This is a genomic window from Staphylococcus sp. Y174-1 (genome assembly GCF_049897865.1).
GTDB lineage: Bacteria > Bacillota > Bacilli > Staphylococcales > Staphylococcaceae > Staphylococcus > Staphylococcus saprophyticus.
The window spans coordinates 232,740-249,649 of the sequence record NZ_JAFCXB010000002.1 but is presented as its reverse complement, the minus strand read 5'-3'; the positions used below and the strand labels follow the sequence as shown (position 1 = coordinate 249,649).

Below are 16,910 nucleotides of genomic sequence, written 5' to 3'. Positions count from 1 at the left end.
CTATGGGTTGAGTGTGATGTGGGTATTACGATATATTAAGATTATATAGAAATGAGGAACCATATAATTAAATTAGAGAGGTAATGCTATGATAGAGGCGTATAAAGATTATTGGAAAAGATATATAGATTTTAAAGGTAAATCGAATCGTTTAGAATTTTGGACGCCAGTATTGGTACATATTATCAGTATTTTTATCATTGCGTTGATTGGTGCGTTTAGTTTTATTGTCGGTATATTCATTGTAGCAGCAGTATTGTCAGCTTTAATAGGGTTGTTTGGATTAGCGAACATTGTCCCGATGGCTGCAGTGACCTTGCGTAGATTTTATGATGCTGGTCGAAAGCGGACAACAGCGATCATATTAATTATTCTATCTGTGGTGGTTAATATTATCTTTGATATTATCCAAGTTGACAGTATAGCAGTCTTCTTAAACATTGTTTCAATAATTTGTACTATTATATTAGTGATAGAAACACTACTACCTTCGAAAAATGTAGAAGATGCACAATTAAAATGGTTATAAAATATAAAGCATGGAGATGGAAATCATAATGATGAAATGTGATTCCTATCTCCATGTTTTTTTATTAATAAAAACTTGTGAAAAGCACGTTTTTTCATTAAAAAAATCAGAAAATTCATTGTTTTTAGACAAAAGAAAACTATAATATAACTGAAGGAGGGATTTTATGGAATGGCTAAAATTAATAGGTATTATAATTATCATTTTAGGGTTTTTACTTAAAATAGATACCATTGCAGTTATTTTAATTGCAGCTGTCGTTACAGGACTTGTTTCAGGCTTAGATTTATATGCCATATTAGATACATTAGGAAAAGCGTTTGTAGATAATCGTTTAGTTACATTATTTATATTGACGTTGCCGATGGTCGGACTTATTGAAAGATTTGGACTGAAGAAACAAGCCTCTAATATGATTGGCAAGTTTAAGCAAGTGACCAGTGGTCGATTACTGACGATTTATTTAATTATTAGGGAACTTGCTGGAGTAGCATCAATTCGTATAGGTGGTCATCCACAGTTCGTACGTCCATTGATAAATCCAATGGTACAGGGCGCACTAAGGACGCGTTATAATTTAAATGAAACAGAAATTGATGCCAAAGATATTGAGAAAATAAAAGCTCAGGCATCGGCAATGGAAAACTATGGTAATTTCTTTGGTCAAAATTTATTTGTTGGTGCAGCTGGTATATTATTGATGGTTGGTACTTTTCAATCCTTAGGTATTAAAGTGGACGCAGTTCAACTTGTATTAGCGTCTGTACCGATATCCATTATCGTATTTTTAATTGTATGGATAAATAATATACGATTTGATAAATATTTAGATAAGAAATATGGTACAAAGCGGGTGAATAAGGATGAGTGAAAGTATTTTAAATCATATTTTAGAAATTTTTTACATATTAATAGGTCTCCAATTACTTTATACTGCTTTTCGAATACTTAAATCTTCTAAGCATCATAAAAAGTATGGTACGGCATTATTTTGGATTTTATTAGCAATTACATTTATCGCTGGCCCTTATATACCTAATGTCTTTAACGGCATATTCATATTAATGATGGGCGCATTGACTTTATTTAAACAAGTGACCATTAAAAATATCGTTGATGTTACAGAAAAAGAAGGGGATATGGGTGCACAAAAATATGGTAATAAATTATTTATACCGGCACTTATATTAGCGATTGCTGCTATTGCTGTCTCAAACTGGACGCCATTGGGTGGCGCAATTGGTTTGGGCATTTCCTCTATATTGGGACTAATTGCAGCATATATGGTGATTAAACCTAAAGTGAAATATATTTTCTATGATAGCGATCGATTAACACAACAAATTGGCACGGTGGGCATACTACCACAATTTCTTGCAGCTTTAGGTGTGCTGTTTACGGTTAGTGGTGTGGGTGATGTGATATCTAAAGGCATTTCGACAATACTACCAGAAGGTAATCATTTAATTGGTGCAACAGCCTATGTCTTAGGCATGGTGTTATTTACCATGCTTATGGGGAACGCATTTGCAGCATTTACTGTGATAACTGCAAGTATTGGTATACCATTTGTTATTACACAAGGTGGTGATCCAGTTATTGCAGGCGCATTAGCAATGACAGGAGGATTTTGTGGCACATTATTAACGCCAATGGCAGCTAATTTTAATACGTTACCCGTAGCTTTGCTAGAAATGAAAGAAGAGTTTGGTGTGATTAAAGCGCAAGGACCCATTGCAATAATAATGATTATGGTACATATCGCTTTAATGTATGTATGGGCGTTTTAGAAAAAATAAGGTTAAGAAGGGAACATTTATATGAGAATTTTAATAACTGGTTTCGATCCATTTGGTGGAGAACGTGTTAACCCAGCATTAGAAGCTGTGAAATTATTACCTGATGAAATTGGCGCACATAAGATAGATAAGTTAGAAATACCTACTGTTTTTCACAAAAGTAAAGATGTCATTCTATCTCAAATGAAGCGTTACGAATATGATATCGTTTTGGCTATAGGACAAGCTGGTGGGAGATATGAATTAACACCTGAGCGTGTTGGGATTAATGTGGATGATGCACGCATTGCCGATAATGAAGGTAATCAACCGATTGATGAAGTGATACAAGTTGATGGAAATGCAGCATACTTTTCTAATTTGCCAGTCAAACGAATAACAGAAGCGATTAAAGCACAAGGTATTCCATCAAGGTTATCTAATACTGCTGGCACTTTTGTTTGTAATCATATTTTATATCAGCTAGGTTATTTACAGGCAACAGCGTTTCCAAAAATAAAATTTGGCTTTATTCATGTACCATTTGTTCCTGAACAAGTTACTGATAAACCAGAAAAGCCGTCTATGTCATTAGAAACGATTCGAATTGGTTTATATGCTGCTTTAGAAGCAATTGTTGAATCAGGAGTAGATATAAAAGTCGCTTTAGGTGAAACACACTAAATAAAATAAACAAATAATGAGACCGAGACATGTATAGATGCCCCGGTCTCATTATTTGTTTATTGGAAAAGTAGATCAAGCAATGATTTTGCGCCGCTTTTTTAATGATCATGTTCTGTACGTGTATAATCCATGCGGACTTCATTATAGGTTTTACCAAAGTATGTTGGCTTTTTATGCTCAGTTGCTTTAAAGCCTATTTGTTCATAGAAATGAATGGCATTTGTGTTTTCTTCAACTACCCATAGCGTCACATTATCAGGATAGGATAATTCTAATGCACGTTGCGTTAAAGCGTAACCAATCATATGACGCTGATAAGCTTCTAATAGATATAATGCATAAATTTCGCTCCAGTCATCTGATTCTGAAATGGATTCTGTTTTACCATAAGTGATAAAACCTACGATTTCATTTTTAACAATTGCTACTAACGTAGGTAAGTTATGCAAGGAGGACTTCTTAATAAATTGTGCTTTATCAAGATTTTCTAGATAGTCATTTACAGATATATGGTTATAAGTGCTCAACCAACTTTCGTAATGGACATTTGCTTTGCTATGTCGATCTTCTTCAGTTAAAGCTCTGATTGTAAATTCCATAGAATGTCTCCCTTACATACTAAATTGATATTATTATAGCATCATTATTTTTGAAAAAGAAATTTTTCAATTCAAAATTGCATGTAATTAGAAATGAGAGATACATTGTATTAAAGTATAAACGATTTTATGATTTCGTTTCTTTCTTTTAATTCATCTTGAAGTAATGAAGCTTCATTGCGTGCAATTTTGCCATAATATGCATGTGCAAAATGCATTTGTATGATTAAGAATAAACCACCTACTGTCCAATAAAGTCCTAAAGCGGAAGCAGATTGTAACGAAATATAAGTGATAAATATGGGAGATAGTATCATTAAAACATAGTGCGTTTTTCGCTGATCTTTTGGGTAGTGAATGGCATTTACTAAAGGTTGGAAAAAATAAACCACTGCTGCAATTAAAGAAATCCATAGATTTGGCTCAGTTAAATTAAACCAAAGAAAATATGGATGGCTGTCAATGCCTCCATCACTCGGGAATTTTAAAGTGATAATTAAACCATATAAGATAGGCAACTGAATTAATATAGGTAAACAACCAAGCATATTTTTTAAAGGGTTAATATCATATTGTTTATATGTATCCATCAAAAGTTTATTTGATTCTAATTTTTCTTCTTGAGTTTTAGCAAGCTTTACATTTTCTTTCAATGTATCAATTTGAGGCTGTACCACTTCAGTTTTTTCACGCATCATGTGCATATTTTTAACTTGCAATACCATAAAGGGGAGTAAGAGCACACGTATTATTAAAACAATGGTAATGATTGCTAAACCATAATTTTCTCCATACAAATGGCCTAAGGCATGTAATAACTTATCGATAGGTTGTACGAATATCATATTGAAAATGCCTTGATCATGATTATGAGTTTGTTGTGAATTATTGCATGCAGTTAGGAAAAGGGGGATCGATAATAAGAATAGCCACTTTATACGCATCATTCATCCCTCCAAATTAGTGTTGATATAAATATAACTTTAACACAATTGAATGAGATTTTTAAGTATTTTTAAAGTAGTAAAAATAGGAAGCATTATATTTATCCATAAGTATAAAAATAAGGCACCACTTTAGTATAGCCTTATGACTAAATTAAAGTAGTACCTTAAGTATGAAGTTGATACCGAGGACTTAACAACCTACACTAGAACGCATTCAGCATATAGAGATGATTTTAATGTTGTGACACTATCTATCTACGAGCGTCTAATTAAGCAATCGTTTAAAAAAATTGATTTCTATTCCATCGCTTTATTTTGATGCCCAAACAATCTCATTATAATTTATATTTTCACGAACTTGTGAAGCGATATGTGCATCCAATTTATTATTTTGTACAAGTTTATCTAAGAATGCTCTTTGCATGTACAAACCTTCAAGTTTGTGCGCTTCTGTAATAGAAGCGGGTGTTTGATTGTTTTTATTTTGATTTTTTCTAATTCTGTATAATCTATTGTAATACTGGTTTAAAACAATATTTACTTCTAATACGTTGTCACTTGTTTGTTCAGACTTTAAGCGTAATGCAACGTTGTGATTTACAATACGCATGATTTTTTTTACTTCTTGGAAATTAGATTTAAATTGTTTTATCTGTGATGTGTCTGCATGTTTTTTAGCTCTAATTCTCAAAATGAGCATTTGTAATACCACTTTGAATTTATGAAGTGCAGATGAGTCCTTGTATTGTCTAGAAGTTTCTAATGCAGAACGGTAATTTAAAATAGTTTGACGGTCTACTTTGTTTTGAGATACTAAGCGTTCCAACGTCTCAGATTCTTCTTCATTGGCAATATCTTCAAGACGCTTCATTTCCTTAGCATTATTATCTTCTGGTGACATTTGCAGTAAAAAGAATAATTCATCAAAATACTCTGATATAACAGTGTTATAGTTTATAGACTCATCTTCTTTAGATTTAACTTTAAAGTGTTTAATTACATTTTGAACTATAAAGACTTTGGCAGCAACATAACTCATAGAAGTTGATGCTTTGCGTTGTTCAGACGGTGTAATTATTGGGAGAACGATTTGTGCCATGACTAAACTAATAATTACCATCAAAGAGGCAATAAATAGTAAGTCATTTTTATAAGTAAAAGTTTGTTGCTGTGCTAGTAAAGTGGGCAAGGTTAGTGCCATAGATAGCGAAATCGTACCGTGAATACCACACATTGTCATGATAAATGCGTAATGCAGCCGTTTTGGCGGTGTTTCTTGATTGTCATTTAAATAGGATTGAATGTTATTTGGATAGTAAAATTGTTTGAATAAGATGAACACCCAAATAAAACGAAATACATAAATGGCTAGAGCGATAAGTAACGTTGTCGTAATTAAAAATTTAATATTTTCTGGTTCTTTATTAATAATTTCAGAAACGACCTTTGGCACGATGAAACCTAACACTACGAAAACAAAGCCATTAAGCACATAACTTAATGTACTCCAAATTTGATTGTAGTTCATTTGTAACTCTGTTTGAGCACGTATCAAACGATCTCTTTCAAATCCATGAATTAAACCAGCGATGACTACTGCGATAATACCGGATGCGTGTAACATTTCAGCGACGAAATAGACTGCAAAGGGAGTCAGTAATTGAATGAAAATCATTGTATTACCATCTTTAAGCCCTTTATTCATTGATAAATAAATACGCAAACGTACAATTAACATGCCGATAACAATCCCTATTACAACCCCTAATATTGTAGAAATAATAAATTGTTCAATTGCATCAAATGCAGAGAATGCGCCTGTTACTAAAGCAGTTACTGCTATTTTGAACGAAATAATACCAGCAGCATCATTTAACAGAGACTCACCTTCAAGTATAGATAGTGCCCCTTTTGGTAGGATTTTACCTTTAGTGATTGCTTGAACTGCAACGGCATCCGTTGGACAGAGGATTGCAGCAATTGCAAATGCTGCTGGCATAGGAAGTTCCGGCCAAATCCAAGCGATAAAGTAGCCGACGCCAATAACGGTAGTAAATACAAGTGCCATAGCCATCAAAATGATAGGTTTACGATATTCTAACAGCTTAGTTCTTGATACATGTGTGCCTTCAACAAATAGTAATGGTGCGATGACAGCCATCATAAATACTTCTGAATCAAATTCAAAATGCAAGGGGATGGGAAGGACATAAAGACATACACCTAACGCAATTTGAACAAATGCCATTGGCACTTTAGGGAATTTATTGTGAATAATTGAACTGATTATCACAGCAATAATAAAGATTAGAAAAGCTTCTAGTAATAGCATAAAGACTCCTAGTTATTTTTTTGATTATTATATCTTATCATTATATAAAAATCATAGATAGTCATAAATAGAATGTCACTAAATTTAATAAGTATTTCAAAGGATTGATTAGGCGCATCATTTAATACTATTTAACGGAATATGTCATAATGGTGATGTTAAGTTAATAGAGGAATGTGATAAATATGAACATTGGTGTTATTTCGGATTTACATATTGATAGGCATAAATCTCTAAAGCCAAAGGATTATGAAGACGAACTCATCAAGGCAATACAGCGTAATCAAGTAGAATTATTATTAATTGCTGGAGATATTTCGAATAATTACAAGTTAACTCAAGCTTTTATTAAATCAGTAGAAGCACAAGCTCAAATAAAAGTTTTATTTATTCCGGGCAATCATGATTTCTGGTCTGCTGATACGAATGCTACATCAGCTGAAATCTTAGAAGAGTATATGGGGATGGAAGCCTGTTTAATCGGTAAACCATACCATTTAAATGACGCTTGGGCAATAGTGGGAAATACGGGGTGGTATGATTATTCATATGCAAGTCCAGAATTTTCACTTGAACGCATTGCACGTAGAAAATACTATGGTGCAACGTGGCAAGATAAGGTGAAAATTGATTGGCCCATGGACGATAGAAAATTATCGAGAATTGCAGCAAATCAAGCCATTAAAGATATAGAAAAAGTCAAAGATAAGCAAATTATTTTAATGACCCATATTGTGACACATCCAAAGTTTGCAGTGCCGATGCCACATCGATTATTTGATTATTTCAATGCTTTTATTGGAACATCTGATTTTGATGAAATTTATAAAAAGTATCCAATTCGTTATAGTATTATGGGACATGTACATTTTAGAAATCGTTTTGATGAACAAGGTGTCACTTATATTTGTCCGTGTCTTGGATATCAACGAGAGTGGCGTTCAGATGATGTGTCTCGTGAAATAGATCATGCGCTAAATATCATTCAGATTTAAAACATGCAGAAACTATAAATAGGATAATGAGTTTAATTTCATTGTCGTTTAGTAAAAAAAGAGAACTAGCGCCCGATCAACCATAAGTGATTTTATCATTTTATGTTTGATTGGGCGCTCGTTTTATTAGCAGTTTTATGATAAATGAAAACTCATGCGGCCAGGCGCATCATAGCTTTGCTCTAATTTTGATTTTTTGATTTTCATCAATTGATATTTGGTTGGTATTATAGCTGGTAAGATAAATGATTTTCCTAAGTGGGACCACAAGGGATCAATATAATAATAGTGTTGAGCATCATAACCAACGAGAACGGTGACGTGAATATTAGCTACTAACTTTGTTGGTTGGTTATCTAATTTATAAGTACGACGGTAAGGTCTTTTACCCAGTACGGTATGATAAATAACAACGGGTTGTCCTTGGTCTATAATGTGACATAAATCAGTTAAGGATTGACCAGTGCTATCAACGACATGATTTGAATAGCGTCTAAGATGTGGAACGAGAGCAGTTGGAAAAATAGTCTGATGATAACCTAGTTTTATCCATAAATGATGTCCTACGTATCCTTTATAGGGGTTATTTCTATGTCTCGGCCAGTGACGCATAATTTCAGTGGCTGGTATGTTAAAGTGGTTAAATTGTAAAATCATTGCTGCAGAAACACCCTCACAACCCATGATCATCGGAATTGGAAACAATTGACTGATGGGTTTTACTGATAAAATATTTGAATTCATGATGAAAATCTCCTAGTAAATTTTACTCAACAAAAGTGTGAATGAAGTTAATTGCTATTATTATATATCTATTCATAAAGATTGCCTATTAAGATGCTTGAATTTCGAAGTAATAGTTTGTCATGGGTATTCTATATATGTTTTGGTTATAATAGCAAAAAAGAGGGTGGGGAATGCGAATGAATTATAGAATTGAAGAGTTGCCAACGTTATCTGTTATTGGTGAGAAAAAGATATATGCCACTGACAAAAAGCACAAGAAAATATTTTTATGTTTTAGATGGAATTTGATGATAGTGGAAAAAAAGATCAATTACTAGAGCTAGGAAATAATCAATTGCCGGGCTTACTTGGTGTTTGCAAGCCCCATGATAGTGGAGAGATGCATTATTTGATAGGCGTAACCAGTGAACATAAAGATGACAAATGGCGAAACATAGAATTGGAAGGTGGCAGATACTTAGTATTTGATGCTAAAGGACCTGTACCAGAGTCAATTAAAAAAGCGATGCAACAAATTAACAAAGATATTTTACCTAAATTGGATTATGAAATAAGACATGCACCATTTTTTGAATTATACAAAGAAGGGGCCATTAGAGAAGATGACTATGTCACAGAAATATGGTTACCTATTGTTTAATAAAATATAAAGTAATCACAAGTGGGACAGAAATCCAAGTTTCTAATAGCGTTTTCGTAGTCCTACCTATGCAATCAATGCAAGGATGACCTAGTTAAAGGTATAACTAAGCTAACGCTCATGCTCATGCATAAATCTTGCTAGCATTTTTATGTGGCAATATATGCGTTTGCTGATGCATCAGAATGACTCGTTTCTATAAAATGAAAAAATCGTTTCTTTAAATAAGTGAGACTTTGCATTTTCAATTCAGTCATCTATTACCTAATATAAAAAGAGGCTGGACATCTATGTTTGTCGCAGCCTCTCATTATTTGATTTTTTAATTAGAACTGTTTTTGAAGGTAAATGATTTTAATGAGATTTCGAGTAATACAATGAAAATCGTCGTTATAATCAGAATGATTATATAAGGCATGACACTATATTCTCCTTTTAATCCCACAAGTGGCGACATTATACCACCTAATATAAATTGGAATAAACCAAGTAAACTTGATGCATTGCCACTACCGCCAGTTCTAGATTCCATTGCCAAAGTAAAACTTAAAGGTCCGATTCCAGTAACAGGACAAACATTTAAGAAGAAAGCAATGACTAATACCCAAAGTGGTAAGTGGAATATAAGCGTAAAGCAAATTAGAATAACGCCAGCTATTTGAATCAGGGTTAGTAGTATTAATAACAAATAACGATTTATATATTCAACTAATGTAGCGGTTAACTGACTCACTATAATTAACCCGATACCGTTAATTGCGAATAAAATACTGAATTGTTGTGGCGTCATGTCATAAATTTTTTGAGTGATAAAAGGCGCAGCTGATGAAAAACTAAATAACATCACATACGTTAACCCTTGTAGTAACATAGGTATAATGAAAGCTGGTTTCTTTAATAAGGAACCAAAATTTTTAAAAATAGCTGAAAAGTTAAGTTTTGAGAGATGTGTACTTCTTGTTTCTTCCATTTTAAAAAAGGCAAATAACAAAATTGCAAAACTTATAATGGTTAATATTAAAAATATTGCTTTCCAATTTGCGATAGTTAGTGCATATCCTCCAATTAATGGCGCAATGATACTGATAATGCCATTAACAACAAGTAGAGACGCTAAGCCTTTAGCTAACGCTTTTCCTTTATGTTGATCGCCAATGGATGCTTTAGCAATGACGATGACACCACCGCCAGTTAACCCTTGTATGAGACGAAGTGTAAGTAAGATAGACAGCGAAGTCGTGAACACGGCTATTAATGAAGCGATGACATATAATGAAATAATAATTAATGCTACTTTTTTGCGACCATAAGCGTCTGATAATGGTCCGAAGATAAATTGTCCAACTGCAAGACCAATCATTGCAAATGAAAGAGTGAGTTGTACTTGTGAAGCCGTTGTGTCAAAAGCATTTTGTACATTTGGAAGCGATGGCACATACATATCTATCGTTAAAGGACCAAAGGTAGTCATGATTCCCAACATAATGATGACCATGATGGGTAATCGGGGATTTGAAGTTTTGTCCATATATAATACTCCTTAAAAATCGGATTAAAGTATAGTGTGAAAAAGCGGATAATTTCTTAACTAGACTATTATCCCATACGTAAAGATAAATGCAATGGAAAAATTTCTTGTCGAAATGCAATGTATGTTGCATGATATCAACATTGTTATATAATACAATAGATTATGAATAAATTTAATGTAGCATATTTACAATGAATCACAATACGAATCATTTAAATCGCACAATTGAGATACAAGATAGATAATGTTTGGTTATAAAGGAGTAAATGAATGAGCTTAAGTAAAACACAATATGAAGTAATTAAATTCATCATAGTAGGTGGCATAAATACGTTTAATTATTATGTGGTCTATTTAATATTATTAAAATTATTAGGTATTAATTATTTAGTCAGTCATGTAAGTGGGTTTGTAGTCAGCTTTATTATTTCGTATTATTTGAACTGCTATTTTGTTTATAAAGTAAAACCTACATGGCGAAAATTTATACAATTTCCGTTGACACAGGTTGTAAATATGGGAATGCAAACAGGTTTGTTATACGTATTTGTACAATGGTTTCATATATCATCGGTCATTGCACCGTTTGCTGGATTAATTATCACGATTCCAATTACCTTTGTCTTATCAAAATATATATTAAGAGACGAGTGATACAAAGTTCCTGTTATAAAAGGGAACACCAACTTTATTTAATCTTTTTAGTTGAAGGAAACAACCAAGAAATCAATTTCTAATAATTAATTTCTTGATTATTTCCTTTATTTTTATGCAATTTGATAGTGATTTTTAGGAAAGGCTAAATAAATAATTAAAATAATTATATTAAATAATTTTATAATAAAAAATGTTGTAAATGTTGTTTTGATGCGTCATAATATATTATCCAATATCAATTAAGGTGGAAACAGACATGACACAAAGTGAGAATTTAAAAATCGCTCAAAAAGGCGCATATCTTAGTTTAATTGTTTATATCATTCTGTCTATAGTAAAGTATTTTGTTGGTTATGTATATGACTCAGCAGCAGTAAGAGCGGATAGTTTAAATAATATGACGGATATTATCGTTTCGCTAGCTGTAATTATAGGATTGAAAATTTCAATAAAACCTGCGGATAAAAATCATCCATACGGTCATTTAAAATCAGAAAATATTTCCACACTGCTTGTTTCATTTATTATCATGTTTGTTGGTATTCAAGTTGTTATAGAAAATTTCCCTCGAATTTTTTCAGGAGCATATGCAACACCAAATGCAATCACGATTTATGTCAGTGTTATCAGTGGTGTCATCATGATCATAGTCTTCTTTATTAATCAAAAATTAGCTAAACGTACAAATAGTAGTTCTCTAAATTCTGCAGCAAAAGATAACTTGTCTGATGCTTTGGTCAGTATTGGTACGGCTATTGGCTTAGTATTTACACAAATTGGCTTTCCAATTGTGGATATCATATTAGCGACAATCTTAGGCCTACTTATAATATATACAGGCTTTGGAATTTTTAAAGAATCTATCTTCACTTTGAGCGATGGATTCAATGAGCAAGAATTAGAAGCATATAAAAATTATGTCTTAGAAATAGAAGAGGTTATTGATGTTCAGTCAATTAAAGGTCGATATCATGGCAGTAGCATCTTTGTAGATGTCACTATTGTAGTGGAATCTGATTTATCTTTGGAAGAAGCACATCATATTTGTGACAAAGTAGAACATCACATGCATGAAAAAGGTATTTCTTCAGTTTATGTACATCCAGAACCTGTTTCCATACAATGAAAAATGAGCGTGTCAATATGTGACTTGACTGTAAAAGCGTTTGAGATCTAAATATTCATATTTTAACTATCAGTTATTTTGTATATAAAAATGATGTTATCAAAATTTATGCTCTTACAAAGGCATTTATTGCTTTCGTGAGTAGCTTTAAATACAGGCCTAATTAGAATCAATAATGATTTGATGTCATCGTAAAAAAACAGCAATTTCTATTTTATTACAATAGAAATTGCTGTTTTCATTAGTCTAAGTTATTTATTTTAAAGTCACTCTCGTGACATGATACTTACCACCAACCGTTAGCTAAACGGAAGTCAATTGCTGCATCTATTGAACCATAACGGTCTTCAGCATATTTAATCATACCTTTAGTTTGTTCTTCAACTGAGCCTGTTCCCCAAGCTTCTTTCGTTTGTCCTAAACCTCTATATCCTAATTCATTTACTGCATCAGGATTACCACTTGATTCAGGCATTACAATATTGTCCCATAATGCTTTAGTTCCACCAGCTTCGATAAATTGGCTGTATACATCGCTATTAGATTGAGATGATTGTTGTACTGGTGTTTCTGCAGCATCCGCTGTTGATGTTACGCCGTATCCAGTAGCTGCAATTGTAATTGATGCGAAAGATGCTAATAATAATTTTTTCATAGTTTAAAAATCCTCCTAATGAATGTACCTGTCTGTTTTAATATAATGAACAGGTTTGTGTTCTAATTTGTTTAAAGTACTATTTATTTAATTTACTGCCTTATTTGCTTTGCTTTTTTTCAACGATTACAACTATAACACCTAATTTTATAACGTAGGTTACAGTAAAATAAAAAGAAAGTATCTTTTGTGAATAAAGGACTACAATTATTTCAAAAGCTATTGTAAATTGTTATAATTTTAATATATCAAAGCAAAGACGACAGCATAAATGCGATTATTAAAGTATTTATGGGATATGTTATGCATATGCGAATTGTAATATTACTGTAAATATCGCAAAAAATTTAATTTCACTTAATGAAAGAAGGAATATTATGCCAAAATTAATTTTATGTAGACATGGACAAAGTGTGTGGAATGCAGAAAACCTATTTACAGGATGGGCAGATGTTGATCTATCAGAACAGGGCGAAAATGAAGCCATAACATCTGGTAAAAAATTAAAAGCACAAGGCATTGAAATCGATATAGTTTATACATCTCTACTCGAACGTGCGATTAAAACAACTTATCACTTATTAAATGAATCTAATCAATTATTTATTCCTATAATTAAATCTTGGAGATTAAATGAAAGACATTATGGTGGTTTACAAGGACTAAATAAAGATGATGCACGTAAAAAGTTTGGTGAAGATCAAGTACATATTTGGAGACGTTCATATGATGTTGCACCGCCAAAACAAGATGAAGCACAACGAGAAGGTTATTTAAATGACCGTAAATATGAACATTTGGATAGACGTGTCATGCCTGAATCTGAAAGCCTAAAAGATACGTTAGTAAGAGTGATACCGTATTGGAACGATCAAATTTCTCAACAACTTTTAGATGGTAAAACAGTGTTAGTATCAGCGCATGGTAATTCATTACGTGCATTGATTAAGTATTTAGAGAATGTTTCTGATGAAGATATCGTTGGATATGAAATTAAAACAGGTGCACCATTAATATATGAACTTACAGATGACTTACAAGTTATAGACAAATATTACTTATAATTGAAAGTAATAGTAAATAGCCTTTAAAAAGCAAACCAGTCAGAAAAAATAATTTTAATAAGAGTTTGTAGTAATAGGGTACCAAGGATAGCTAATCAAATAGGTTATCTAAAGGAAGATAATTATTATGCATATGTTTAAAAGAGTCTGAGACAAAAATAAATGTCTTAGACTCTTTTAATTGTGGAAAAAATAGTTGGATATTAAAAATAACGTGGCATGTTTAAAATGATAGCGACATGCTATGAAGATAAATTATTTACTACGCTTATGTTGTTGAATAATTTTGCGTGCGCGTTTACGTGTTTTGATATTAGGACTATTTAAATTTCTACGTGCTGTTTGTAAGTCTAATTTCATACATAAAACCTCCTTTATAGAAATTGATTATGAATTAAAAAGTACGTTTTGTAAATAGTAATTATTACGATTTACGATTAATTTTTTATCTAATAACCTAATTTGTAAAAATTACCATTTTTTTGAGTTATTTTAATGTCAGATAAACATTTTATATGTATAATGCATAAATGCGACAAATAAATGTGCTAAAGACGAATGTGTAAATAGGAGATAAAAATGACTCAAAAAACAAAAATAATTATGATTCTAATGATGTTGTTTGGTGGTTTCTTTGGACTATTAAATGAAACACTGTTGACAACGGCATTACCGAGTATAATGAAAGATTTTGATATAGATTATACGCAAGTACAATGGCTTACAACTGCCTTTTTATTAACAAACGGCATTGTTGTTCCGTTATCAGCAATGATTATACAACGTTTTTCAACAAGACAAGTTTTCTTAACTGCAATTTTTATATTCTTTATCGGTACAATCATTGCAGGATTTAGTCCTAATTTTACGGTTTTATTATGTGCAAGAATTGTGCAGGCAATGGGATCAGGTATTATGATGCCATTAATGATGACTACAATTTTAGATATTTTCGAACCACATGAACGTGGTAAATACATGGGTACCTTTGGTTTAGTTATCGGTTTAGCGCCTGCCATTGGTCCAACGCTTTCAGGTTATTTAGTGGAGTATTTTGATTGGCGTTCACTATTTCATGTCGTTGCGCCGATTGCAGCGCTAACATTTCTTGGTGCGATAAAATTTGTGAAAAATGTTGGTACCAACAGGAAAGCGCCTATTGATATATTATCTATAGCCTTGTCAGTCTTAGGCTTTGGTGGTTTACTTTATGGGACAAGTTCTTTATCTCGAGATGGATGGAATGATCCTGTTGTACTGACAACAGTTATTGGCGGCTTAATATTAGTCGTGTTATTCATTTTCCGTCAAACAAGATTAGAAACCCCGTTACTTGATTTTTCAGTATTTAAAAATAGTCAATTTGCAGTGGGAATTGTTATCATGGCCTTTACGATGATTGCTATGATAGGTTCGGAAACAGTATTACCAATGTTTGTGCAAAATATTATGAAAGATACAGCATTACAGTCTGGTTTAATATTATTACCTGGTGCAATTGTGATGGGTATTATGTCAGTGGCTTCAGGTTTCCTATATGAAAAATATGGTGCAAAAATACTTGCATTTATAGGTATGCTGATTGTCGTTGTAACAAGTTCATACTTTATATTTATGGATGAAAACACATCATCAGCTATATTAGCGACAATTTACGCTATTAGAATGATTGGTATAGCACTTGGTTTAATGCCACTTATGACGCATACAATGAACCAATTGTCACGAGAGATGAATGCGCATGGCTCATCTATGACTAATACAGTTCAACAGATATCAGCTTCCATAGGGACGGCAGGTTTAATAACAATTATGAGTCAAGTAGCAAAAGACTTTTCACCTAATATGAGTGATTATAAAGGAATGGGTAAAAAAGAAATGGCAATGCAAATACAACATGAAGCATTGTTAAGCGGTTATCACGCAGCATTTTGGTTTGCTGTAATCATTTCTATTATCAGTTTAATCAGTGTATTTATGCTTAAAAGTAAACGTAAAATAAATCAAGAGCAACAAGAACTCGAACAACAACAAAGCAAATAATTATTAAAAGACCGAAACTGTCTGCAGCGTGTATGTTGCCGACAGTTTTTATATTATTATCGAGCAAGACGAATTTAGTGTTTTAAATGACAGGATTATGGTATTTTTAATGTTACATCATAAGATTTATAGGAAAAGGGTGAAAGGCTTTATAGAACATTCGATGGGCTTATATGAAGAACCATTTCGGTTAGTAAGTAATAGTACAAAAACTGTAGAAGTTAGATTGAATGATGAGAAAAGACAAGCAGTGCAAATAGGCGATTTCATAGAATTTACTAATTTAGCAACAGGTGAACAAGTGAAGGTGAAAGTGGATAATGTTAAAGTGTACGATTCGTTCCAAGCATTACTACAACATTATTCAAATAAAGAAGTAGGTTTTAGTGATGAGATGCAATTATCTCAAAAATTAGCATCTATCTATCAAATATATAATCAAACTGACGAACTTCATTTGGGTGCATTAGCAATTGAAATACATTTAGTTCCATAATAGAGAAATGTATTTTGTAAAAGCATAACTTAGTACATGAAAAAAGGTTTAGGACATCAAAACATGTCCTAAACCTTTTTTTAT

Annotated in this window: 18 protein-coding genes; 11 read left to right on the top strand and 7 right to left on the bottom strand. The window is 32.3% G+C overall.

Annotated features, from left to right (window positions below; translation table 11 throughout):
- Positions 1-88 precede the first annotated feature (88 nt).
- The 4 genes from ACP7BT_RS08055 (at position 89) to pcp (ending at position 2,991) form a co-directional block, all read left to right on the top strand.
- Entirely contained in the window at positions 89-529 is a 441-nt protein-coding gene (locus tag ACP7BT_RS08055) for a DUF805 domain-containing protein (protein ID WP_002482424.1), read from the top strand.
- Between the two features lie 166 nt (positions 530-695).
- A complete protein-coding gene (locus ACP7BT_RS08050; RefSeq protein WP_041079247.1) occupies positions 696-1,400 on the top strand; it encodes a DUF969 domain-containing protein in 705 nt (234 codons plus the stop codon).
- Complete coding sequence (locus tag ACP7BT_RS08045; RefSeq protein WP_041079246.1) at positions 1,393-2,319, top strand: DUF979 domain-containing protein; 927 nt, start codon at positions 1,393-1,395, stop codon at positions 2,317-2,319. Before ACP7BT_RS08050 ends, ACP7BT_RS08045 begins: the two co-directional genes overlap by 8 nt.
- A 30-nt stretch (positions 2,320-2,349) precedes the next feature.
- Positions 2,350-2,991 (top strand): pyroglutamyl-peptidase I, encoded by a 642-nt coding sequence (pcp, locus tag ACP7BT_RS08040; RefSeq protein WP_041079245.1) that lies wholly within the window; start codon positions 2,350-2,352, stop codon positions 2,989-2,991.
- A 101-nt stretch (positions 2,992-3,092) separates the two neighbouring features.
- Here pcp and ACP7BT_RS08035 read toward each other — a convergent pair whose 3' ends face one another.
- The 3 genes from ACP7BT_RS08035 to ACP7BT_RS08025 all read right to left on the bottom strand — a co-directional run bounded on the left by ACP7BT_RS08035 (position 3,093) and on the right by ACP7BT_RS08025 (position 6,872).
- The gene (locus ACP7BT_RS08035) at positions 3,093-3,593 is read right to left on the bottom strand and encodes a GNAT family N-acetyltransferase (protein WP_011302430.1); all 501 of its coding nucleotides are present in this window, start codon (positions 3,591-3,593) and stop codon (positions 3,093-3,095) included.
- Between the two features lie 110 nt (positions 3,594-3,703).
- Positions 3,704-4,540 (bottom strand): membrane protein insertase YidC, encoded by an 837-nt coding sequence (gene yidC, locus ACP7BT_RS08030; RefSeq protein ID WP_041079244.1) that lies wholly within the window; start codon positions 4,538-4,540, stop codon positions 3,704-3,706.
- Positions 4,541-4,850: 310 nt separating this feature from the next.
- Positions 4,851-6,872, bottom strand: coding sequence for a cation:proton antiporter (locus tag ACP7BT_RS08025; RefSeq protein ID WP_041079242.1), 2,022 nt, complete (start codon positions 6,870-6,872; stop codon positions 4,851-4,853).
- Positions 6,873-7,057: 185 nt separating this feature from the next.
- Between ACP7BT_RS08025 and ACP7BT_RS08020 the strand changes: the two genes are divergently transcribed.
- Positions 7,058-7,867, top strand: coding sequence for a metallophosphoesterase (locus ACP7BT_RS08020; RefSeq protein WP_041079241.1), 810 nt, complete (start codon positions 7,058-7,060; stop codon positions 7,865-7,867).
- Between the two features lie 135 nt (positions 7,868-8,002).
- Here the strand turns inward: ACP7BT_RS08020 and ACP7BT_RS08015 are convergent, their stop codons facing one another.
- A complete protein-coding gene (locus ACP7BT_RS08015; protein WP_041079240.1) occupies positions 8,003-8,611 on the bottom strand; it encodes a C39 family peptidase in 609 nt (202 codons plus the stop codon).
- A 280-nt stretch (positions 8,612-8,891) separates the two neighbouring features.
- Here ACP7BT_RS08015 and ACP7BT_RS08010 point away from each other — a divergent pair, with 280 nt between their 5' ends.
- Positions 8,892-9,254, top strand: coding sequence for a GyrI-like domain-containing protein (locus tag ACP7BT_RS08010; RefSeq protein ID WP_228160962.1), 363 nt, complete (start codon positions 8,892-8,894; stop codon positions 9,252-9,254).
- 322 nt (positions 9,255-9,576) lie between these two features.
- Here ACP7BT_RS08010 and ACP7BT_RS08005 read toward each other — a convergent pair whose 3' ends face one another.
- Positions 9,577-10,782, bottom strand: coding sequence for a multidrug effflux MFS transporter (locus ACP7BT_RS08005; RefSeq protein ID WP_002482435.1), 1,206 nt, complete (start codon positions 10,780-10,782; stop codon positions 9,577-9,579).
- Between the two features lie 273 nt (positions 10,783-11,055).
- Here ACP7BT_RS08005 and ACP7BT_RS08000 point away from each other — a divergent pair, with 273 nt between their 5' ends.
- Positions 11,056-11,439, top strand: a complete 384-nt coding sequence (locus ACP7BT_RS08000) for a GtrA family protein (protein WP_037537739.1) — start codon at positions 11,056-11,058, stop codon at positions 11,437-11,439.
- A 259-nt stretch (positions 11,440-11,698) separates the two neighbouring features.
- Positions 11,699-12,568: a cation diffusion facilitator family transporter gene (locus tag ACP7BT_RS07995; protein WP_041079238.1), complete on the top strand. Its 870-nt coding sequence runs from the start codon at positions 11,699-11,701 to the stop codon at positions 12,566-12,568.
- A 286-nt stretch (positions 12,569-12,854) separates the two neighbouring features.
- On the opposite strand, the gene ACP7BT_RS07990 is transcribed toward ACP7BT_RS07995, so the two are convergent.
- Positions 12,855-13,223 carry a hypothetical protein gene (locus ACP7BT_RS07990; RefSeq protein ID WP_002482437.1) on the bottom strand — a complete coding sequence of 123 codons (369 nt, stop codon included), beginning with the start codon at positions 13,221-13,223 and terminating at the stop codon, positions 12,855-12,857.
- A gap of 377 nt (positions 13,224-13,600) precedes the next feature.
- On the opposite strand from ACP7BT_RS07990, the gene ACP7BT_RS07985 reads away from it, so the two are divergent.
- Positions 13,601-14,287 carry a 2,3-diphosphoglycerate-dependent phosphoglycerate mutase gene (locus ACP7BT_RS07985; protein WP_041079237.1) on the top strand — a complete coding sequence of 229 codons (687 nt, stop codon included), beginning with the start codon at positions 13,601-13,603 and terminating at the stop codon, positions 14,285-14,287.
- Between the two features lie 255 nt (positions 14,288-14,542).
- Here ACP7BT_RS07985 and ACP7BT_RS07980 read toward each other — a convergent pair whose 3' ends face one another.
- Positions 14,543-14,647 carry a putative metal homeostasis protein gene (locus tag ACP7BT_RS07980; RefSeq protein ID WP_011302442.1) on the bottom strand — a complete coding sequence of 35 codons (105 nt, stop codon included), beginning with the start codon at positions 14,645-14,647 and terminating at the stop codon, positions 14,543-14,545.
- 219 nt (positions 14,648-14,866) lie between these two features.
- Between ACP7BT_RS07980 and ACP7BT_RS07975 the strand changes: the two genes are divergently transcribed.
- Positions 14,867-16,330: an MDR family MFS transporter gene (locus ACP7BT_RS07975; RefSeq protein WP_037537746.1), complete on the top strand. Its 1,464-nt coding sequence runs from the start codon at positions 14,867-14,869 to the stop codon at positions 16,328-16,330.
- A gap of 163 nt (positions 16,331-16,493) precedes the next feature.
- On the top strand, positions 16,494-16,826 hold the full coding sequence (locus ACP7BT_RS07970) for an ASCH domain-containing protein (protein ID WP_080588838.1): 333 nt from the start codon (positions 16,494-16,496) through the stop codon (positions 16,824-16,826).
- The last annotated feature ends 84 nt before the right edge of the window (positions 16,827-16,910 follow it).

Bases quoted from the DNA above. Each gene is read 5' to 3' on its own strand.
- yidC (WP_041079244.1), bottom strand. From the start codon at position 4,540: ATGATGCGTATAAAGTGGCTATTCTTATTATCGATCCCCCTTTTCCTA.
- ACP7BT_RS08015 (WP_041079240.1), bottom strand. From the start codon at position 8,611: ATGAATTCAAATATTTTATCAGTAAAACCCATCAGTCAATTGTTTCCA.
- ACP7BT_RS07990 (WP_002482437.1), bottom strand. From the start codon at position 13,223: ATGAAAAAATTATTATTAGCATCTTTCGCATCAATTACAATTGCAGCT.
- ACP7BT_RS08010 (WP_228160962.1), top strand. From the start codon at position 8,892: ATGGAATTTGATGATAGTGGAAAAAAAGATCAATTACTAGAGCTAGGA.
- ACP7BT_RS08035 (WP_011302430.1), bottom strand. From the start codon at position 3,593: ATGGAATTTACAATCAGAGCTTTAACTGAAGAAGATCGACATAGCAAA.
- ACP7BT_RS08020 (WP_041079241.1), top strand. From the start codon at position 7,058: ATGAACATTGGTGTTATTTCGGATTTACATATTGATAGGCATAAATCT.
- ACP7BT_RS08055 (WP_002482424.1), top strand. From the start codon at position 89: ATGATAGAGGCGTATAAAGATTATTGGAAAAGATATATAGATTTTAAA.
- ACP7BT_RS08045 (WP_041079246.1), top strand. From the start codon at position 1,393: ATGAGTGAAAGTATTTTAAATCATATTTTAGAAATTTTTTACATATTA.
- ACP7BT_RS07975 (WP_037537746.1), top strand. From the start codon at position 14,867: ATGACTCAAAAAACAAAAATAATTATGATTCTAATGATGTTGTTTGGT.
- ACP7BT_RS08025 (WP_041079242.1), bottom strand. From the start codon at position 6,872: ATGCTATTACTAGAAGCTTTTCTAATCTTTATTATTGCTGTGATAATC.
- ACP7BT_RS07970 (WP_080588838.1), top strand. From the start codon at position 16,494: ATGGGCTTATATGAAGAACCATTTCGGTTAGTAAGTAATAGTACAAAA.
- ACP7BT_RS07995 (WP_041079238.1), top strand. From the start codon at position 11,699: ATGACACAAAGTGAGAATTTAAAAATCGCTCAAAAAGGCGCATATCTT.
- ACP7BT_RS08000 (WP_037537739.1), top strand. From the start codon at position 11,056: ATGAGCTTAAGTAAAACACAATATGAAGTAATTAAATTCATCATAGTA.
- pcp (WP_041079245.1), top strand. From the start codon at position 2,350: ATGAGAATTTTAATAACTGGTTTCGATCCATTTGGTGGAGAACGTGTT.
- ACP7BT_RS07985 (WP_041079237.1), top strand. From the start codon at position 13,601: ATGCCAAAATTAATTTTATGTAGACATGGACAAAGTGTGTGGAATGCA.
- ACP7BT_RS07980 (WP_011302442.1), bottom strand. From the start codon at position 14,647: ATGAAATTAGACTTACAAACAGCACGTAGAAATTTAAATAGTCCTAAT.
- ACP7BT_RS08050 (WP_041079247.1), top strand. From the start codon at position 696: ATGGAATGGCTAAAATTAATAGGTATTATAATTATCATTTTAGGGTTT.
- ACP7BT_RS08005 (WP_002482435.1), bottom strand. From the start codon at position 10,782: ATGGACAAAACTTCAAATCCCCGATTACCCATCATGGTCATCATTATG.